The following is an 18,771-nucleotide window of genomic DNA, read 5'->3' as shown; positions in this document are numbered from 1 at the left end:
GGGCCGCGGTCATATGGTCGTCGCATGCTGCACCTCATTTGGGGAGCGGGACGGTTGACCTTCAGGCACGAGCGGTATTGGTAGGACGGATGAACATCGCCACGACACGAGGGACGACCAGCCGCGCGATGTCCCTCCCGAACATCCTGACCTATGGCCGGATCGCCGCGATCCCGGTCGTGGTCGGGTGCATTTATGCGCAGTCGATTCTGGATCAGCCGCTGTGGCTGCGCTGGGTCGCGGTCGCCATCTTCATCGCGGCAGCAGTGACCGATTACCTCGACGGCTATTACGCGCGGATCTGGAATCAGCAATCGGCGTTTGGCCGGATGCTCGATCCGATCGCCGACAAGCTGCTGGTCGCCTCCTGCCTGCTGATGCTGGCCGCCGACGGCATCATCCATGGCTGGTCGCTGTGGGCCGCCATCGTGATCCTGTGCCGCGAGATCCTGGTCTCGGGCCTGCGCGAATATCTCGCCGCGTTACGGGTCAGCGTTCCCGTGACAAAGCTTGCGAAGTGGAAGACGACCGTTCAGCTCATCGCCATCGGCTTCCTGCTCGCGGGCCCGGCCGGCGATGAGGTGGTGCCCGTGGTCTCGATGATCGGGCTGGCGCTGCTCTGGGCCTCGGCGATCCTCACCATTTACACCGGCTACGACTATTTCCGCGCCGGCATCCATCACCTCATCAAGGAGGATGAGGCATGAAGGTGAAGTACTTCGCCTGGGTGCGCGAGCGCGTCGGCAAGGCCGAGGAGACCATCGAGCCGCCGGCGACCGTGCGCACCGTCGAGGAGCTGATCGCCTGGCTGTCCGGCCGGAGCGAGGCCTATGCCTACGCCTTCGAGAGGCCGAAGGTGATCCGCACCGCGATCGATCATGCCCACGTCAAATCGGACGCCGCGATCGCGGGCGCCCGCGAGATCGCGTTTTTCCCGCCGATGACCGGCGGCTAGGCCATGACCTCCCCCGTAAGCACCGCCCCCGCTAGCCCCTGCCCCGTCACCATCCGCATCCAGCAGGACGATTTCGACATCGCGCGCGAGATCGCGATCCTGACCGGGAGCCGCACCGACATCGGCGCGGTCGTAAGCTTTTCCGGCATCTGCCGCGGTGACGAGAACAGCGCGAAGATCGCCGCCCTCACGCTCGAACATTATCCCGGCATGGCGGAAGAAGAGATCAAGCGCCATGCCGACGAAGCTACATCGCGCTGGCCGCTCAACGGCGTCACCATCATTCATCGCGTCGGGCGGTTCATGCCCGGCCAGAACATCGTGCTGGTGCTCACGGCGTCGCAGCACCGCCAGGCGGCGTTCCAGGCGGCCGAGTTCCTGATGGATTATCTCAAGACCAGCGCGCCGTTCTGGAAGAAGGAAGAGAGCGCCACCGGCACCGGCTGGGTCGAAGCCCACGCCCGTGACGACGAGGCCGCCGCACGCTGGACCCGATCCTGATGGCAAGAGCATCCAAGAAGACCACGCGCGGCCGCGCCGCGCCAAAGCTCGCGAAGGTCGGCCGCGGCGAGTTGCTCACGCTGATCGATTTCGTGCGCTACGCCGTGAGCCGCTTCACCGAGGCGAAGCTCGCCTTTGCCCATGGCACGACCGATCCGGTCGCGGAAGCAGCCTTCCTGGTCTGCGAAGCCCTGCATCTGCATCCCGACCAGTTCGAGATCTTTGCCCATGCCTGCGTCACGTCGGCGGAAGGCAAGACCATCGTCGACCTCATCCATCAGCGCGTCACCACGCGCAAACCGACCGCCTATCTCGTCAACAAGATCTACATGCGCGGCCTGCCCTTCTATGTCGACGAGCGGGTCATCGTTCCGCGCTCCTTCATCGGCGAGCTGCTGGAGTCGCATTTCGGCGGCGACGGTGAGGCGGGCTCGCTGATCGACGACCCCACGGCCGTCGAACGCGTGCTCGATCTCTGCACGGGCTCTGGATGTCTCGCCATCCTTGCCGCGCATCATTTCCCGAATGCCACCGTTGATGCCGTCGACATCTCCAAGGGCGCGCTCGAAGTCGCCACACGAAATGTCGGCGAATTCGGTCTCGATGACCGGATCAGCCTGCATCGCGGCGACCTGTTCGCCCCGCTCGGCGACAACAGATACGACCTCATCATCACCAATCCGCCTTACGTCGATGCGGAAGGCATGGCCGCGCTGCCGCCGGAATGCCGGGCCGAACCAAAGCTCGCCTTTGACGGCGGCCCCGACGGTCTCGACGTGGTGCGCCGCATCCTGCGCGATGCGCCCGATCACCTGACGCCGGATGGCGGCTTGATCTGCGAGATCGGCCGCGGCCGCGAACTGGTCGACGAGGCCTTTCCGGAACTGCCGCTGCTCTGGCTCGACACCGAGGAATCCGAGGGCGAGGTGTTCTGGATCGCGGCCGCCGATCTCGGCTGATCCGTCCCGGCAGCCGCGCTCCGCGCGGAACAAGTCAAATTCCGCCACGTTCATCCCCCGACGATTTTTTCGTTCTCGGAGGATGTCCGCATGCTCGCGCCATCGGGCGAATTGCTGCGCGCCGGCATGGCGCTCAAGATCAATCATCTCAAGCGCGCCGCGCGATCGTACTTGCGCGACCGCACCAATCAGGCCACGGGCCGCGCGACGTCCTATGCGGTCGCGGCAGGACAGTTCGCAATGGCCGGGCTGTTCCTGATCGCCACCCTCTTTGTCGGCCTGATCGCCCTTTATCGTTGGGTCGCAATCACCCACGGACAATTCTGGGGCTTTGGTGCCGTCGCGGCCGTGCTCCTGGTGCTGGCCGTATCCTGCGCCGGCGTGGCTCAGGCCCAAATGAAGCGTCGGGACAAGCCGATCGTGCCGCTTGCCAGCCGTATGCGCGTTGCGATCGCCACCCCGCGGATCCCGCGCGGAACGGTCAAGCAGGCGGTGAAAGAGGTCGCAACGACGATTCCGCTGGTGCTCGCACCGGGCGAACGTGGCCGCGGCGGCAACGCCCTGTCGGCCCGGACCAACCGGCCCGTGCAGCTTGGTCTGATGCTCGCAGCCGTCGGGCTGCTGGGCTTCACGGCCGCTCGGCGGCGGCGGCACGGCCACAGATTGGACGCTTGAAATGCGCGCGCGGCGCACCGAGCACCTCGACAGTTGGTTGCTGGTCGCCGCCACGGCCGTCTTCGTGCTGTCCGCGGAACGCTACTTTCAGGAGTCCGGCCCCATCCGGTCGGGGCCTCCGCAAGACCATCGCAACAATGAAGCAAATTCGCCGGAAACGAGCCCGGCCGGCGCAGCCATGCAGCCCGGCCACGGCCGGCGCGCGAAAAGCCCTTTCGCGATCCCGTGGGCGGGCTGGAAAGACATCTTCTGGCGCACTTATCAGCGCATCGACGACGATCGCCTGCTCGCGACCGCGGGCGGGGTCGTCTTCTTCGGGCTGCTCGCGATCTTCCCCGCCGTGACCGCGCTGGTCTCGTCCTACGGCCTGTTCGCCGATCCCTCGACGATCAGTTCCAACCTGCATTCGCTCGCGATGCTGCTGCCCGAGGGCGCGTTCCAGATCGTCGAGGACCAGGTCACGCGCGTGGTGTCCAACGGCAATACCGCCCTGGGTGTCACCTTCCTGTTTGGCCTCTTGCTCGCGATCTGGAGCGCCAATGCGGGCGTCAAAGCCATCTTCGACGCCCTCAACGTCGCCTATGAGGAGCGCGAAAAGCGCAGCTTCGTCCGGCTGAACACGGTGTCGTTGGCTTTCACCGTCGGCGGCATCGCGGCGCTGCTGCTGATGGTGGGCACCGTGGTCGCCTTCCCGCTCGCGCTCAACCATCTCGGCATCGCGCCGGAAAGCAGGCTGATCGTCGCTCTCGCGCGATGGCCGGTGCTGTTCGTCATCCTGCTGGCGGCGCTTGCCGTCCTCTACCGCTTCGCGCCCAGCCGCGACGCGCCGCGCTGGCAATGGCTGAGCCTCGGCGCGGTGACGGCCGCCATCCTCTGGATCGCCGGCTCGGCGCTCCTGTCCTGGTATCTCTCGGAATTCGCCAATTACAACGCGACCTACGGCTCGCTTGGCGCCGCGATCGGCTTGATGATGTGGATGTGGATGTCGGCGATCGTCATCATGTTCGGGGCCGAGCTGAACTCGGAGATCGAACGGCAGACCCTTCGGGATACGACCACCGGACCGCCCAAGCCGCTCGGCACCCGCGAGGCCGTCTCGGCCGACACGGTCGGCGCCGCCGCGCCATCCTGATTGCCGGCGGCCAGGCCGGGGCTCGGCCTGACCGGATCACGACAGCAATTCAGCGCTTGCTGATCACGACCTCCAGATACTCGCTATGCACCACCACCGTACCGTCGTCGGCACGGTTGAATTCGCCGAGCAGCGCCATGAGATCGCGCCGCAGCGCGGCCTGGCCGGTCTCCTCCAGCGCTACGAACGCTTTCAGCATCGGCCCGTAATAGGATTTGAAAACCTCGAGCCAGTGCTCCGGCGAGCGATAGCGGAAGGCGAACATGCGCGGCTCGGCGGCGATCTCGGAGGCTTGGCTGCCGAACATCTCCTCAAGCCGTGCCGGCGTGCCCCACAAGGCCGGCGACTTCACGCCCGCTGGCGGCGGCAAATGCCTACCGATGGTCTTGAAGAGCTGACCGATGAAGCCCTGGGGCGTCCAGTTGGCGAGGCCGATCTTGCCGCCGGACTTGCAGACCCGCGCGAGCTCGGACGCCGCCTTGTCCTGATCCGGCGTGAACATGACGCCGAAGGTCGAGAGCACGACGTCGTAGCTGGCATCCGCAAACGGCAGCGCTTCGGCATCCGCTTCACGGAATTCGACCATCAGATGCTCCGCCGCGGCCCGTTCGCGTCCCCGCTTGAGCAACGCGGGAACATAATCGGTCGATGTGACGTCGCACCAGCGCCGCGCGGCGGCCAGCGTCGCATTGCCGTTGCCGGCGGCGACATCAAGCACCTTGCTGCCGGCGCGCAAGTCGAGCGCCTCGCAGAGTTGCTCGCCGACGATCTGCAAGGTGGTGCCGACAATGGCATAGTCGCCGGATGACCAGGCGCTGTGCTGGCGCTGCTTGACGGCGGCGAGATCTGGTTGGGCGAGGGCCGGCTTGAGCGCGGCGGATGTCGACATGGCAATTCTCCTGCGGTTGAAGACGCCGGGACGATAGGGCGCATGCGGCTCGCTGGCCTTGAGAGTGGCGTTATTTTACGCTGAGAACACCTTGATTTCCCCGCGCGAGCCGAGGGCGGCGTGACATTTCATTTCGAGGATTTCGTGCTCGACCCCGCGCGCCGCGAATTGCGGCGGGCGGAGACGCTCGTCGCGCTCGAGCCCCAGGTGTTCGATCTCCTGCTTTATCTGGTCCGCAACCGCGAGCGCGTGGTGACGCGGGACAACATGCTCGACGCGATCTGGAATGGCCGCGTCGTCTCGGAATCGACGCTGACCAGCCGGATCAACGCGGCGCGGCGCGCGGTCAATGACAATGGCGAAGATCAGCGGCTGATCCGCACAGTCGCGCGCAAGGGCGTGCGGTTCGTCGGCGAAGTGACCGAACGCTCCGCCGCTGCCTCATCGTCGGCGCCGGGCAAGCCGCCCGACCCAACACCGACGGAATTGCCGCTGCCCGATCGTCCCGCAATTGCCGTCCTGCCCTTCACCAACATGAGCGGCGAGGCCGAGCAGGATTATTTCTCCGACGGCATCAGCGAGGACATCATCACCGCGCTGTCGAAGCTGCGCTGGTTCTTCGTGATCGCGCGCAACTCCTCCTTCATCTACAAGGGCCGCACGGTTCACCTGCGGCAGGTCGCCGAGGAGCTCGGCGTGCGCTATGTCGTCGAGGGCAGCGTCCGCAAGGAAGGCGATCGCGTCCGCATCACCGCGCAGCTCAACGATGTCGCCACCGGCAGCCATCTCTGGGCCGAACGCTACGACCGCGAGCTCGCCGACGTCTTCGCCGTACAGGACGAGATCACCGAACGCATCGTCGCCGCGATCGAGCCGCAGCTCTATGCCGCGGAGAATTTTCGCGCCGAGCGCAAGCCGCCCGACAGCCTGGACGCCTGGGACCTTCTGATGCGCGCCCTCTCCCATTACTGGCGCGTGACGCGGCAGGATCACGTCGCGGCGCGAGCCTTGCTCGAAAAGGCCATCGCGCTCGACCCGAACTACGGCAAGGCGCTCGGGCTGCTCGGCACCAGCTACATGTTCACGGCGCATATGGGCTGGATGGAGATGGCCGCGGCGCTGCCGGTGGCCGAGCGCGCGGCACGGGCCGCGATCCGCGCCGACGACCAGGATGCCTGGGCGCATAATGCGCTCGGCCATGTCGATCTGTTCGCACGCCGGTTCGAGGATTCGCTTGCCGAATTCGAGACCGCGCTGCGGCTCAATCCGAACTTTGCGCTGGCGCAGGGCTACTATGGCCTGACGCTCAGCTATTGCGGCCGCTGGCGGGATGCCGACGAGGCCGCGCGGCGGGCGATCCGCCTCAGCCCGCGCGACCCCTATGCACCCGTCTATTTCGGCATCGCCGCCTTTGCCCGCTTCCTCGGCAGGGACTATGCGGAAGCGATCCGGCTCGCACAGGAGGCCCTGCGCCAGCGCAGTGACTTCGTCGGCGGGCACCGGGTGCTGACCGCGGCCGCGGCGATGGCCGGGCAAACCGAGACCGCCCGCGCGGCGCTGAAGGAACTCCAGCGTGCCCAGCCCAACGTCTCGCTCGCCTGGATCGCCGAGTTCATGCCGATCAAGCTCGCCGCCGACCGCGAGCACTACCTCGAAGGCTTTCGCCGGGCCGGCCTGACCTAGACTGTCTGGGCATGATCTCCGCGACAAACGCGTTCCGCGTTTGTCGCGAGGGAAAATCGTTGCACACTTTCCGGATCATGCTCCGGCGCCGCGAACAGGCCGCTATCCCCTCGAATCAACAATGATGTTAAGGTCGCCTTGCTTAGGGGAGCATGAGGCGTGACGGGTTCGCACACTGACCCGTGTTTTCCCGGATGAGGCAGTCAGCTCTTTGAGGCGTAACGCGCGGCATGATTCGCATTTCGACGATCTTCATCGCCATCTGCATGGTTCTGGTCGCGGCCTCGCTCGGGCTTGTCCTCTACTCGGTCGCCGGCATCAGCGGAACCGAATCCGCCATCGTGGCGCTGACCGCGCTGACCTTCCTGATCCTCTACAACGCGGTCTCGATGCGGCTGCGCGACCGCAGTGACGTCGGCGGCCAGATCGCCGACCTCTCGCGCGGCACCGCCGACCTCGCCCGCCAGGTCGCCGAGTTCGGCCGCCGGCTCGCGGCGATGGAGGGGCGCATCGCCTCGGCCAATTCGACCAACTCCGACCGCATCCAGTCCGTGGTCGGCGAGATCAACGAGCTCGGCGGGCTGGTCAGGCAGCTCGCCACCACCGTGTCAGCCCATGAAGACCTCTTGGCCGGGGCCGCGCCGACCCCCGCCCCCGCTCCGGTCGCCCGGCCAGAGCCGGAGGCGCCGCTCGACCTGATTGCGGCCTTCGAGGAGCGGCCGGCCGCCCCTCCGCCGCTGCCCGCACCGCCGCCGCGGCCAACACCGGCGATCCAGACCCACACCGCCGTTCCGGTTCAGACGGCCAATGGCCGCAACCCGACCCAGTTACTGGCGACACTGCGCAACGCCATCGACGAGAACCGCATCGACATCTTCCTCCAGCCGATGGTGACGCTGCCGCAGCGCAAGGTGCGGTTCTACGAAGCCGTGACGCGCCTGCGCGACGAGCGCGACCAGCTGATCGCCGCCGAGGAATTCATCAGCATCGCCGAAGCCTCGGGTCTGATCGGACGCATCGACAACATGGTGATGCTGCGCTGTGTGCAGGTGCTGCGGCGCCTGATGGTGCGCAACAAGGATGTCGGCGTGTTCTGCAACGTCGCGGCCTCCACGCTCGGCAATTCCACCACCTTCGCGCAGTGCCTCGACTTCCTCGAAGCCAACCGGGCGCTGGCGCCCTCGCTGGTGCTGGAGTTCAAGCAGTCGACCTTCCGCAATCTCGGCCCGGCCGAGATCGAGAATCTCGCGGCGCTCGCCCAGCGCGGTTTCCGCTTCTCGATCGACCATGTCACTGACCTCAGGATCGAGCCGCGCGAGCTCGCCGATCGCGGCGTGCGCTTCATCAAGGTGCCGGCGTCCCTCCTGCTCGACCCCAGGCAGGCCTCGACCTCGGACATCCACCCTTCCGACCTCTCCGACCTGCTCGGCCGCTTCGGCATCGACCTGATCGCCGAACGGATCGAGGGCGAGCGCGCAGTGGTCGATTTGCTCGACTTTGACGTGCGGTTCGGTCAGGGGTTCCTGTTCGCGCCGCCCCGGCCATTGCGGCCTGAAGGGGCATCTGCTACCGGCGGGGCCTCGCCGAACCCGGCGCAGGAAATTCAGGGATCCAATGGCTCCGCTTCTCCCAGCCCAGGCGCCACGTCTTCAGCGCCTCCAGCCCAACGTATCACCGGCAACGCGGCGCTCGCGCGCCGGATTTGATCGGCCGCACGCATCATGACCACGCTGCATTTCGCCGAAAGCCTGCGCGAGCTCGTGGGCGGCGTTGACGTTGTGCTCAGCGACATCTGGGGCGTGGTTCACAACGGCCTGGAATCCTTCCCCGAGGCCTGCGAGGCGCTGCACACCTATCGCAGCCGCGGCGGTACGGTGATCCTGATCACCAATGCCCCGCGCCCGGCCGACTCTGTCCAACGGCAACTGCGCAAGCTCGGCGTCGCGGACGAGACCTATGACGCGATCGTCTCGTCGGGCGACCTGACGCGGCTCTATGTCGCCGAGCATCCCGGCCGCAAGATGTTCTGGCTCGGACCCGAGCGCGACAACTCGATCTATCGCGGCCTCGATGCGACGACCGCGCCGCTGGAAGAAGCCGACTACATCGTCTGCACCGGCCTCTATGACGACGAGACCGAGACGGCGGAAGACTATCGCGGCATGATGCTGAAGGCGCGCGAGCGCAAGCTGACGCTGGTCTGTGCCAACCCCGATATCGTGGTGGAGCGCGGCGACCGGCTGATCTATTGCGCCGGCGCGATCACGGAACTCTATCGCGAACTCGGCGGCGAGGTGATCTTCTACGGCAAGCCGCATCGCCCGATCTACGAGCGTGCGATGATGCTCGCCGGCGAACGCCAGGGTCACATGATCGACCGGAAAAAGGTGCTGGCGATCGGCGATTCCGTCCGGACGGACCTCACCGGCGCGCGCGAATTCGGCATCGACTGCCTGTTCGTCACCCGCGGCATCCATGCCGAGGAGTTCGAGGGCCTCGACCAGCTCGACCCAAATTCGGTGATGGAGTTGTTCGGCCACCCGCCGAAGGCGCTGATGCGCGAATTGAAGTGGTGACGGCTGCGGCTTGAACCGACGCCGGCTTAGACGAATTGCTAAGCCCCAATCGTCGTCATGGCCCGGCTAGCCGGCCGAAGGACGGCGTCGCTTCCGCGCGCCTATGCGCCGACCATCCACGCCTCTGGCATCCACAAACACGGATGCCCGGGACAAGCCCGGGCACGACGTTCCAAAATGGAAGATTATTGTCCGGCGAAGAGCGCGCTTACGCGCTCGCCATGTCCGGGAAGACCGCTTCGATCTTGGTCTTCAGCGTCGCCGCGTTGAACGGCTTGACGATGTAGTTGTTCACGCCGGCCTTCTTGGCCGCGATCACGTTCTCGGTCTTCGATTCCGCGGTGATCATGATGAAAGGCGTGGTGGCGAGGTTCGGATCGGCGCGCACTTCGCGCAGCAGGTCGTAACCCGTCATCGGCTCCATGTTCCAATCGGAAATCACGAGCCCGTACTTCTTGCCACGCATCTTGTTCAGCGCCGCCGAACCGTCGCTTGCATCATCGATATTCTCGAAGCCAAGCTGCTTCAGGAGATTCCTGATGATACGGATCATGGTGCTGTAGTCATCAACCACCAGAACCGACATCGACAAATCAACCGCCATCTCGACTCCCCCAACGCAAACCCAGGAAATATTACGATCGGACCCACCGGAGCCGGAGCCCCGCTGTTCCACATTTCAAGGACTAGCACCAAGGCGTTAAACAGCGCGTTAACTGGGGGCGCCTCCGAAGGACTGAAATCACGTTCATGCGGCCGCTCCCCCTGCCGCTTGACTTCGTCCGGCCGGTCAAGCCACGGTCCGCAGGTCCTGCCGCTTCGAGAATTCCCCTGATGGTCCCGCATTTTACCGTTATCCGCGACACAACGCCGGATTCCGCGATTTTGAGGGGCGCCGTGGTCGCCATGGGCAATTTCGACGGCGTTCATCTTGGTCATCGCGCGGTGATCGCAGCCGCCCTGGAAATGGGCCGGGCGCATGGCCACCCTGCGCTGGCATTGACCTTCGAGCCGCATCCACGCCGGTTTTTCAGCCCGAACACCCCGCAATTCCGCCTGACGGACGAGCCGGCCAAGTTGCGGCTTTTAGCCGGCACCGGGCTCGCCGGCGCCGTGGTCATGACCTTCGACAAGGCCAGGGCCGGGACCAGCGCGCAAGACTTCATTCACCATGACCTGATCGGACGCCTCGGCGTCAGCGGCATCGCGGTCGGCTACGACTTCCATTTCGGCAAGGGTCGCGTCGGCTCGCCGAGCCTCCTGGTCAACGAGGCGCCTCGACTCGGCATCGAGGTTGACGTGCAGGCCCATGTCGACATCGACGAGCGGCCGGTCTCCTCCAGCGCCATCCGGATCGCGCTCGCCGAGGGCCTCATCGACGAGGCCACCACCATGCTGGGCGCGCCCTGGTTCATCACCGGCGAGGTGATCCACGGCGAGAAGCGCGGCCGCGACCTCGGCTATCCCACCGCCAACATCCGCCTCGATGCCAATTGCGGCCTCAAGCACGGCATCTATGCGGTGCGGGTCGGCCGCGGCGCCGAGCGGCTGGACGGGGTGGCAAGCTTCGGCCGCCGTCCGACCTTTGATAATGGCGCGCCGCTGCTGGAAATCTTCCTGTTCGACTTCAAGGGCGACCTCTACGGACAAGCGCTCGACTGCGCCTTCGTCGGCTTCATCCGCGAGGAGCTGAAATTCGACAGCCTGGAGGCCCTGATCCGCCAGATGGACGACGATTCCGCCCGCGCCCGCGCCGTGCTGGCCGCCGCCCCGGACGCGTTTCCGCGGCTTGGCGTGATCGATTGAGGCCCAAATCCGGCCCGCCGAACCTTTTGCGCTTCTACCTTTTGCGCTTCCCTTGGGCCCCTGCTATGGAGAGCCCATGTTTGCGCGGCGCATCATAGGGATTAGCGGCCCGGCTTCCGCCTGAGCCTGAAGGCTCGGCGCAAGACCGGGATTTCGTCGTTTCACCCCGCGATTCCAGTCGCTATCCGTTTCCGCGCCCTTCCGAGCCAGTCAGCCCCATGTCCGAAAAGCCGCAAAAGTCCGACGCCAAAGACTATTCCAAGACCCTTTATTTGCCGCAGACGGATTTCCCGATGCGCGCCGGCCTGCCGCAGCGCGAGCCGGAACTGCTGAAGTATTGGAACGACATCGGCCTCTACGACAAGCTGCGCCGGGAAGCCCAGGGCCGCGCCAAATTCGTACTGCATGACGGCCCGCCCTACGCCAACGGCAACATCCACATCGGACACGCGCTGAACAAGATCCTCAAGGACGTCGTGACCAAGAGCCAGCAGATGCTCGGCTTCGACTCCAATTACGTGCCCGGCTGGGACTGCCACGGCCTGCCGATCGAGTGGAAGATCGAGGAAGAGAACTACCGCAAGAAGGGCAAGCAGAAGCCCGATTTCCGCGACTCGGCCGCGATGGTGGCGTTCCGCAAGGAATGCCGCGCCTATGCGACGCACTGGATCAACGTGCAGCGCGAGGAGTTCAAGCGGCTCGGCATCATCGGCGACTGGGATCATCCCTATCAGACGATGAGCTATCCGGCCGAAGCGCAGATCGCCCGCGAGCTGATGAAGTTCGCGGCCAACGGCACGCTGTATCGCGGCTCCAAGCCGGTGATGTGGAGCGTGGTCGAGAAGACCGCGCTTGCGGAAGCCGAGGTCGAGTACGAGGACTACACCTCCGACATGGTGTGGGTGAAGTTTCCCGTCACGTCACCGGCACATGGCGCACTCGCCAGCGCCTCCGTCGTGATCTGGACCACCACGCCCTGGACGCTGCCCGGCAACCGCGCGATCTCGTTCTCGCCGAAAATCGCCTACGGCCTTTATAAGGTGACGGATGCGCCCGCCGACAACTGGGCCAAGACCGGCGATCTCCTGATCCTGGCCGATGCGCTCGCCGCAGAAGTGTTCAAGCAGGCGCGCGTCACGTCCTATGAGAAGGTGCGCGACATTCCCGGCGACACGCTGGACGCCGTGGAATGCGCCCATCCCCTGCGCGGGTTCGACGGCGGTTACGAGTTCATCGTGCCGCTGCTCGCCGGCGAGCATGTCACCGACGACACCGGCACCGGCTTCGTGCACACCGCGCCGAGCCACGGCCGCGAGGACTTCGACGTCTGGACGGCCAACACCCGCGAGCTCGATGCGCGCGGCATCCCGACCGCGATCCCCTACACCGTCGACGAGAACGGCGCCTATACCGCGCAGGCCCCCGGCTTCACCGGCAAGCGCGTGCTCAACGACAAGGGCGAGAAGGGCGATGCCAACGAGGCCGTGATCAAGGCGCTGATCGAGGGCGGCAAGCTGCTCGCCCGCGGCCGCCTCAAGCATCAATATCCGCATTCGTGGCGCTCGAAGAAGCCGGTAATCTTCCGCAACACGCCGCAATGGTTCATCGCGATGGACAAGGACATCAGCGATGACGGCCATGCGAAGAAGGGCGACACGCTGCGCGCCCGCGCGCTGCACGCGATCTCGGTCACGCAATGGGTGCCGCCGTCGGGCGAGAACCGCATCAACGGCATGATCGCCAATCGTCCGGACTGGGTGATCTCGCGCCAGCGCGCCTGGGGCGTGCCGATCGCCGTGTTCGTGCGCGAGAAGAGCGACGGCTCGGCCGAGATCCTGCAGGACGAGATCGTCAACCAGCGCATCGCCGAAGCCTTCATGGAGGAAGGCGCCGACGCCTGGTACATGGACGGCGCCCGCGAGCGCTTCCTCGGGTCCCGCGCGAGCGAGGACTGGAAGAAGGTCGACGACATCTGCGACGTCTGGTTCGATTCGGGCTCCACGCACGCCTTCGTGCTCGAGGATCGCCAGAACTTCCCGCAGCTCGGCAACATCGTCCGCAAGATCGACGGCGGCAACGACACCGTGATGTATCTGGAAGGCAGCGACCAGCATCGCGGTTGGTTTCATTCCTCGCTGCTGGAAAGCGCGGGCACGCGGGGCCGCGCGCCCTACGACATCGTGCTCACCCACGGCTTCACGCTCGACGAGAACGGCCGCAAGATGTCGAAGTCGCTCGGCAATACCGTCGAGCCGCAGAAGGTGATCAAGGATTCGGGCGCGGACATCCTGCGCCTGTGGGTCTGCGCCACCGACTATGCCGACGACCAGCGCATCGGCCCGGAGATCCTGAAGAACACCATCGAGACCTATCGCAAGCTGCGCAACTCGATCCGCTGGATGCTCGGTACGCTGCATCACTTCAAGGCGAGCGAGAAGGTCGCCTATGCCGAGATGCCCGAGCTCGAGCGGCTGATGCTGCACGAATTGGCCGGCCATGCCGAAACCGTTCGCAAGGCCTATGCCGCCTTCGACTACAAGACCGTGGTCGCGAGCTTGGCAGCCTTCATGAACTCCGAGCTGTCGGCGTTCTACTTCGATATCCGCAAGGACACGCTCTATTGCGACCCGCCGTCCTCGGCGGCGCGCAAGGCCGCGCTCACCACGATCGACCTGTTGTGCGATGCGCTCCTGAAATGGCTCGCGCCGATCCTGAGCTTCACGACCGAGGAAGCCTGGCGCATGTTCCGGCCGAACGCGGAGCCTTCCGTCCATCTGACCCTGTTTCCCGAAGGCATCGAGACGCTCCGCGACGACAAGCTCGCCGCGAAGTGGGAGACCATCCGCAACGTCCGCCGCGTCGTCACCGGCGCGCTGGAGCTTGAGCGCGCCGCCAAGAACATCGGCTCGTCGCTCGAGGCCTCCCCGGTGATCTATGTCGCCGACCGCGACATGCTGGCGACGCTGTTCGACACCGATCTCGCCGAGGTCTGCATCACCTCGAACTACGAGGTGCGTGAGGGCGAGGCGCCTGCGGGCGCGTTCCGTCTCGATGCGGTGCCCGGCGTCGCGGTCGTCGTCGAGAAGGCGGTCGGCACCAAATGCGCCCGCTCCTGGAAGATCTCGCCCATGGTCGGTGAAGACCCTGAATACCCCGACGTCACTCCGCGCGACGCCCAGGCGCTGCGCGAATGGAAGGCGCTGGGGGTGGGGGTCTGATCCCCGGCCATGACCCCGCTTCGCGCCGGCATCCTCGCGGCCGTGGTCACGCTGGTGGCCGACCAGGCCTCAAAGCTGTGGCTCCTGAACGTGTTCGACCTTGCCCGCCGTGGCGTGGTGAAGGTGATGCCGTTCTTCGACCTGGTGCTGGCCTGGAACATCGGGATCAGCTTCGGCTGGCTCCAGAACGACGGCCAGTCGGCGCAGATCGCGCTGATGGCGGTCAAGGTCGTCGCCGTGGTCGCCCTGGCGATCTGGATGGCCCGCTCGCACACCCTGCTCGCCACGGTCGCACTCGGGCTGATCATCGGCGGCGCGATCGGCAACGGCATCGACCGCTTCGCCTACGGCGCGGTGGTCGATTTCGCCCTGTTCCACATCGAGATCGGCGGAAATACCTATAATTGGTATGTGTTTAACCTCGCGGACGTGGCCATCGTTGTCGGGGTGGCGGCGCTATTGTATGATTCCTTCCTGGGGGTACCCGCCGCAAAAGCGCCCTGATCCCGGCCGATACGGACCGGCAGGTGGAACCCTGCTTTTTGCGAGGATTGGCCGCGTGCGAGCGGCAAAGTGCAGCAATCTGCCACAATATGGAACAGGTACAGTGATGCGCAGCTCCGAGACCAGCGGTTCGATGGTTCGAGACCCCAAAGCGGGGTTCTGGCGGGCGTTGAAATTGTCCGCTGTCGCGCTCGGCATCGGCCTCGTCATGACGGCAGGCCCGGTCCGTGCCGGTGACGACGACGATGATGATGACGGGATGACCTTCGAAGAGAAGATCATCGACAATCTGATGTCCGGCATCGGTGCCAAGAGCATGGAAAAGCCCGGCATCGAATACCGCGAGCGCTCGCCGCTCGTCGTGCCGCCCAAGCTCGACCTGCCGCCTCCGGCAACCCAGGCCAAGAATGCTCCGAACTGGCCGAAGGACCCCGAAGAGAAGCGCCGCAAGGAAGCCATCGCAGCGCGCAAGAAGGCGACCAAGGCGACGGAGAACTGGCAGGCGGCCCAACCGCTGACGCCCGCCGAGATGAAGGCCGGCGAGGTCGCCGCAGCCCCCCGTACAAGCAATGACCCGATCCAGCCGGGCACCAACGGCAACCCGTCGCTCAGTCCCGCCGAACTCGGCTACGCCGGCGGTCTGTGGAACATGATGAAGGGCGGCAACAGCTCCGAAGAGAAGAAATTCACCAGCGAGCCGCCGCGCTCGTCGCTGGTCGAGCCGCCGCCGGGCTACCAGACGCCGTCCCCGAACTACGCCTATGGCGCCGGGCCGGACAAGTCGCGCCGGACCTATTTCGACATCATGTCGGGCAAGGAAAAGGAATAGTAGCGCTCCTGCCCACCGCGACATCCTGACAGGCGCATCCTGGCACCGGCGGCTTACGCACGCCGGACGCAGTCTGCATATTGCTTATCAGTAACTTGCCACCGCGTTGAGTTCTCTGCTTCGTGACGCGAAGCCTCAGCCGCACGGTGTAGCATGCCGTGCCTCCGAGCCGGACATCCGGGTTCGGCCTTTTCATAAGGATTATGATGTCCTCTTACCGATCGGCCGCCTGCCTCCTTGCCGCGCTGCTTTCGACGAGTGTCCTCTCAGCCAGCGCCGCCCTCGCCCAGACCACGGTGACATCGGCCCCGCCCGCCAGCTTCACGCTCGCCAACGGCATGCAGGTCGTGGTGATCCCGGACCATCGCACGCCCGTGGTCACGGAGATGATCTGGTACAAGGTCGGCTCGGCCGACGAGACCCCGGGCAAGTCCGGGCTCGCGCACTTCCTCGAACATCTGATGTTCAAGGGCACCTCGAAGCATCCGGTCGGCGAATTCTCCCAGACCGTGCTCCGCGTCGGCGGCAACGAGAACGCCTCGACCTCGGTCGACTACACCAACTACTACCAGCGCGTGCCGAAAGAGCAGCTGCCGACCATGATGGAGTTCGAGGCCGATCGCATGACCGGCCTGATCCTCAAGGACGAGAACGTGCTGCCCGAGCGCGACGTCGTGCTCGAAGAGTACAACATGCGGGTCGCCAACAATCCGGATGCGCGGCTCAACGAGCAGATCATGGCCGCGCTCTATCTCAACCATCCCTACGGCCGGCCGGTGATCGGCTGGCACCAGGAGATCGAGAAGCTCGACCGCGAGGATGCGCTCGCCTTCTACCGCCGCTTCTACGCGCCGAACAACGCGATCCTCGTGATCGCCGGCGACGTGGAAGCCGCCGACATCCGCCCGTTGGTCGAGCGGAATTTCGGCTCCATTCCGGCCCAGCCCGCGATCCCGGAGCGGCGCATCCGTCCGCAGGAGCCGGAGCCGGCGGCGCCGCGCACGGTCACGCTGGCCGACCCGCGCGTCGAGCAGCCGAGCCTGCGCCGCTATTATCTCGTACCGTCGGCGACCACCGCCGCTGCAGGTGAAAGCGCCGCCCTCGACGTGCTGGCGCAGCTGATGGGCAGCGGCAGCAATTCCTATCTCTACCGCGCGCTCGTGGTCGACAAGCCGCTCGCGGTATCCGCCAGCGCCAGCTATTCGAGCATCTCGCTCGACCCGACCCAGTTCGCGATCTCGGCCTCACCGAAACCGGGCGTCAGCTTTGCCGATGTCGAGCAAGTGGTCGACGGCGTCATCGCCGACGTCGCACAGAACCCGATCCGCGCCGAAGACCTCGAGCGGGTCAAGACCCAGCTCATTGCGGAAGCGATCTACGCCCAGGACAACCAGGCGGTGCTGGCGCGCTGGTATGGCGGCGCGCTGACCACGGGCCTCTCGATCGAGGACATCAGGAGCTGGCCCGACCGCATTCGCGCGGTCACCGCCGAGCAGGTTCGCACTGTCGCGCAGAAATGGCTCGAGAAGAAGCGCTCGGTGACGGGCTATCTGATCAAGGACACCAGTGCCGCCAAGCGCGAGGAGAAGCGTTCGTGACCTATCCCTTCCTTCGACGTGTTGCATTCTCGCTTGCCACCGGCGCGGCACTCGCGCTGGCTACGGTCTCGCCGTCACAGGCGGCTGCAAAGATCCAGCACCTGACTTCGCCGGGCGGCATCGAAGCCTGGTTCGTACAGGATGCGACCGTGCCGCTGATCGCCATGGAATATTCCTTTGCCGGCGGCTCGGCGCAGGATCCCAAGGACAAATCCGGCGTCGCCAATCTGGTCGGCGACCTCCTCGACGAGGGCTCCGGCGATCTCGACTCCAAGACCTTCCATGAGCGGCTCGACCGCCGCGCTATCGAGCTCTCCTTCAGCGCCACCCGCGATACGTTCCGCGGCAGCCTGCGGATGCTGCGCGACAACAAGGACGAGGCCTTCGACCTGCTCAGGAGCGCGCTGACCTCGCCGCATTTCGACACCGCCGACGTCGAGCGCATTCGCTCACAGGTGATCTCGGGCCTGCGCCGCGAGACCACCAATCCGTCGTCGCTGGCGAGCCGCAAGTTCCTGGAGGTCGCGTTCGGCGACCATCCCTATGGCCGGCAGACCAATGGCACGCTGGACAGCGTGCCGGCCATCACGGTCGCCGACATGAAGGATTATGTCGGCCGCGTGATTGCGAAGGACGGGCTGAAGATCGCGGTGGTCGGCGACGTCGATCCGGCCACCCTCGGCAAGCTGCTCGACCACACTTTTGGTAGCCTGCCCGCAAAAGCCAATCTCACGCCGGTCGCCGACGTCGAGGCGGCAAAACCGCCGCAGCGCGCCTTCGTGCCGCTCGACGTGCCGCAGACCGTCATCACCTTCGGCGGCCCCGGCGTGAAGCGCAACGATCCGAACTTCATGGCCGCCTATGTCGTCAACCACATCCTGGGCGGCGGCGGATTGTCCTCCCGGCTCTATCGCGAGGTGCGCGAGAAGCGCGGGCTGGCTTATTCCGTGTTCGAATCGCTGCTCTGGATGGAACATTCGGCGGTCTTCATCGGCAACACCGGCACCCGCGCCGACCGTGCCGGCGACACCATCGACGCCATCGACAAGGAAGTGCGCCGCATCGCCGAGGAGGGCCCGACGCAGAAGGAGCTCGACGAAGCCAAGTCCTACCTCAAGGGCTCGCAGATGCTGGCGCTGGACACCTCCTCGAAGCTCGCGCAGGCGCTGCTGCAATACCAGCAGGACAAGCTGCCGATCGACTATATCGAGAAGCGCAACGCCATCGTCGATGCGGTGACACTGGACGACGCCAAGGCCGCCGCCAAGCGCCTCTGGGGCCAGGGCCTCCTGACCGTCGTCGTCGGCCGCGCCCCACAGGCGGCCGCGCAACCGGCCGCGGCACCGGCGACGAAGTCGAACTGACGTCCCCTGACATTTCCTGAAATGGCCGGGCTCGCCCGGCCATTTGCGTTTCCAGGATGCGCCATTGCCGAACGTGGACGTC

Annotated in this window: 17 protein-coding genes; 15 read left to right on the top strand and 2 right to left on the bottom strand. The window is 65.6% G+C overall.

Annotated features, from left to right (window positions below):
* The first annotated feature begins 89 nt into the window (after nucleotides 1-89).
* The 6 genes from pgsA (at nucleotide 90) to J4G43_RS08480 (ending at nucleotide 4,222) form a co-directional block, all read left to right on the top strand.
* On the top strand, nucleotides 90-707 hold the full coding sequence (pgsA, locus tag J4G43_RS08505) for a CDP-diacylglycerol--glycerol-3-phosphate 3-phosphatidyltransferase (RefSeq protein WP_014491974.1): 618 nt from the start codon (nucleotides 90-92) through the stop codon (nucleotides 705-707).
* Nucleotides 704-955 (top strand): molybdopterin converting factor subunit 1, encoded by a 252-nt coding sequence (gene moaD, locus J4G43_RS08500; RefSeq protein ID WP_208084517.1) that lies wholly within the window; start codon nucleotides 704-706, stop codon nucleotides 953-955. The genes pgsA and moaD overlap by 4 nt, the downstream gene beginning before the upstream one ends.
* Before the next feature lie 3 nt (nucleotides 956-958).
* Nucleotides 959-1,456, top strand: a complete 498-nt coding sequence (locus J4G43_RS08495; protein ID WP_208084516.1) for a molybdenum cofactor biosynthesis protein MoaE — start codon at nucleotides 959-961, stop codon at nucleotides 1,454-1,456.
* Nucleotides 1,456-2,415 (top strand): 50S ribosomal protein L3 N(5)-glutamine methyltransferase, encoded by a 960-nt coding sequence (gene prmB / locus J4G43_RS08490; protein WP_208084515.1) that lies wholly within the window; start codon nucleotides 1,456-1,458, stop codon nucleotides 2,413-2,415. The genes J4G43_RS08495 and prmB overlap by 1 nt, the downstream gene beginning before the upstream one ends.
* A gap of 90 nt (nucleotides 2,416-2,505) precedes the next feature.
* Complete coding sequence (locus J4G43_RS08485) at nucleotides 2,506-3,090, top strand: phage holin family protein (RefSeq protein ID WP_208084514.1); 585 nt, start codon at nucleotides 2,506-2,508, stop codon at nucleotides 3,088-3,090.
* A gap of 1 nt (nucleotide 3,091) precedes the next feature.
* The gene (locus J4G43_RS08480) at nucleotides 3,092-4,222 is read left to right on the top strand and encodes a YihY/virulence factor BrkB family protein (protein ID WP_208084513.1); all 1,131 of its coding nucleotides are present in this window, start codon (nucleotides 3,092-3,094) and stop codon (nucleotides 4,220-4,222) included.
* A 49-nt stretch (nucleotides 4,223-4,271) separates the two neighbouring features.
* Here the strand turns inward: J4G43_RS08480 and J4G43_RS08475 are convergent, their stop codons facing one another.
* Nucleotides 4,272-5,111, bottom strand: coding sequence for a class I SAM-dependent methyltransferase (locus tag J4G43_RS08475; RefSeq protein ID WP_063985583.1), 840 nt, complete (start codon nucleotides 5,109-5,111; stop codon nucleotides 4,272-4,274).
* Between the two features lie 120 nt (nucleotides 5,112-5,231).
* Here J4G43_RS08475 and J4G43_RS08470 point away from each other — a divergent pair, with 120 nt between their 5' ends.
* From J4G43_RS08470 to J4G43_RS08460, 3 genes are all read left to right on the top strand, one after another.
* The gene (locus J4G43_RS08470; protein ID WP_208084512.1) at nucleotides 5,232-6,794 is read left to right on the top strand and encodes a winged helix-turn-helix domain-containing tetratricopeptide repeat protein; all 1,563 of its coding nucleotides are present in this window, start codon (nucleotides 5,232-5,234) and stop codon (nucleotides 6,792-6,794) included.
* Between the two features lie 230 nt (nucleotides 6,795-7,024).
* A complete protein-coding gene (locus tag J4G43_RS08465; RefSeq protein WP_208084511.1) occupies nucleotides 7,025-8,500 on the top strand; it encodes an EAL domain-containing protein in 1,476 nt (491 codons plus the stop codon).
* Nucleotides 8,501-8,515: 15 nt separating this feature from the next.
* Nucleotides 8,516-9,370 (top strand): TIGR01459 family HAD-type hydrolase, encoded by an 855-nt coding sequence (locus tag J4G43_RS08460; protein WP_208084510.1) that lies wholly within the window; start codon nucleotides 8,516-8,518, stop codon nucleotides 9,368-9,370.
* A gap of 208 nt (nucleotides 9,371-9,578) precedes the next feature.
* On the opposite strand, the gene J4G43_RS08455 is transcribed toward J4G43_RS08460, so the two are convergent.
* A complete protein-coding gene (locus tag J4G43_RS08455) occupies nucleotides 9,579-9,974 on the bottom strand; it encodes a response regulator (RefSeq protein WP_007596883.1) in 396 nt (131 codons plus the stop codon).
* Nucleotides 9,975-10,204: 230 nt separating this feature from the next.
* Here J4G43_RS08455 and J4G43_RS08450 point away from each other — a divergent pair, with 230 nt between their 5' ends.
* The 6 genes from J4G43_RS08450 to J4G43_RS08425 all read left to right on the top strand — a co-directional run bounded on the left by J4G43_RS08450 (nucleotide 10,205) and on the right by J4G43_RS08425 (nucleotide 18,689).
* Nucleotides 10,205-11,176 carry a bifunctional riboflavin kinase/FAD synthetase gene (locus J4G43_RS08450; RefSeq protein ID WP_208084509.1) on the top strand — a complete coding sequence of 324 codons (972 nt, stop codon included), beginning with the start codon at nucleotides 10,205-10,207 and terminating at the stop codon, nucleotides 11,174-11,176.
* 218 nt (nucleotides 11,177-11,394) lie between these two features.
* Nucleotides 11,395-14,394, top strand: coding sequence for an isoleucine--tRNA ligase (gene ileS / locus J4G43_RS08445; RefSeq protein ID WP_208084508.1), 3,000 nt, complete (start codon nucleotides 11,395-11,397; stop codon nucleotides 14,392-14,394).
* Nucleotides 14,395-14,403: 9 nt separating this feature from the next.
* Complete coding sequence (gene lspA / locus J4G43_RS08440; protein WP_166103609.1) at nucleotides 14,404-14,898, top strand: signal peptidase II; 495 nt, start codon at nucleotides 14,404-14,406, stop codon at nucleotides 14,896-14,898.
* 106 nt (nucleotides 14,899-15,004) lie between these two features.
* Nucleotides 15,005-15,727, top strand: a complete 723-nt coding sequence (locus J4G43_RS08435; protein ID WP_085403350.1) for a hypothetical protein — start codon at nucleotides 15,005-15,007, stop codon at nucleotides 15,725-15,727.
* Nucleotides 15,728-15,930: 203 nt separating this feature from the next.
* Complete coding sequence (locus tag J4G43_RS08430; RefSeq protein ID WP_408581411.1) at nucleotides 15,931-17,325, top strand: M16 family metallopeptidase; 1,395 nt, start codon at nucleotides 15,931-15,933, stop codon at nucleotides 17,323-17,325.
* A complete protein-coding gene (locus tag J4G43_RS08425; protein ID WP_208084506.1) occupies nucleotides 17,322-18,689 on the top strand; it encodes a M16 family metallopeptidase in 1,368 nt (455 codons plus the stop codon). The genes J4G43_RS08430 and J4G43_RS08425 overlap by 4 nt, the downstream gene beginning before the upstream one ends.
* Nucleotides 18,690-18,771: the final 82 nt, after the last annotated feature.

The sequence above is a fragment of the Bradyrhizobium barranii subsp. barranii genome (assembly GCF_017565645.3).
GTDB lineage: Bacteria > Pseudomonadota > Alphaproteobacteria > Rhizobiales > Xanthobacteraceae > Bradyrhizobium > Bradyrhizobium barranii.
The sequence above is the reverse complement of the archived record's forward strand: the minus strand, read 5'-3'. Positions and strand labels throughout refer to the sequence as shown.

Bases quoted from the DNA above. Each gene is read 5' to 3' on its own strand.
- pgsA (WP_014491974.1), top strand. From the start codon at position 90: ATGAACATCGCCACGACACGAGGGACGACCAGCCGCGCGATGTCCCTC.
- moaD (WP_208084517.1), top strand. From the start codon at position 704: ATGAAGGTGAAGTACTTCGCCTGGGTGCGCGAGCGCGTCGGCAAGGCC.
- J4G43_RS08495 (WP_208084516.1), top strand. From the start codon at position 959: ATGACCTCCCCCGTAAGCACCGCCCCCGCTAGCCCCTGCCCCGTCACC.
- prmB (WP_208084515.1), top strand. From the start codon at position 1,456: ATGGCAAGAGCATCCAAGAAGACCACGCGCGGCCGCGCCGCGCCAAAG.
- J4G43_RS08485 (WP_208084514.1), top strand. From the start codon at position 2,506: ATGCTCGCGCCATCGGGCGAATTGCTGCGCGCCGGCATGGCGCTCAAG.
- J4G43_RS08480 (WP_208084513.1), top strand. From the start codon at position 3,092: ATGCGCGCGCGGCGCACCGAGCACCTCGACAGTTGGTTGCTGGTCGCC.
- J4G43_RS08475 (WP_063985583.1), bottom strand. From the start codon at position 5,111: ATGTCGACATCCGCCGCGCTCAAGCCGGCCCTCGCCCAACCAGATCTC.
- J4G43_RS08465 (WP_208084511.1), top strand. From the start codon at position 7,025: ATGATTCGCATTTCGACGATCTTCATCGCCATCTGCATGGTTCTGGTC.
- J4G43_RS08460 (WP_208084510.1), top strand. From the start codon at position 8,516: ATGACCACGCTGCATTTCGCCGAAAGCCTGCGCGAGCTCGTGGGCGGC.
- J4G43_RS08455 (WP_007596883.1), bottom strand. From the start codon at position 9,974: ATGGCGGTTGATTTGTCGATGTCGGTTCTGGTGGTTGATGACTACAGC.
- J4G43_RS08450 (WP_208084509.1), top strand. From the start codon at position 10,205: ATGGTCCCGCATTTTACCGTTATCCGCGACACAACGCCGGATTCCGCG.
- ileS (WP_208084508.1), top strand. From the start codon at position 11,395: ATGTCCGAAAAGCCGCAAAAGTCCGACGCCAAAGACTATTCCAAGACC.
- lspA (WP_166103609.1), top strand. From the start codon at position 14,404: ATGACCCCGCTTCGCGCCGGCATCCTCGCGGCCGTGGTCACGCTGGTG.
- J4G43_RS08435 (WP_085403350.1), top strand. From the start codon at position 15,005: ATGCGCAGCTCCGAGACCAGCGGTTCGATGGTTCGAGACCCCAAAGCG.
- J4G43_RS08430 (WP_408581411.1), top strand. From the start codon at position 15,931: ATGATGTCCTCTTACCGATCGGCCGCCTGCCTCCTTGCCGCGCTGCTT.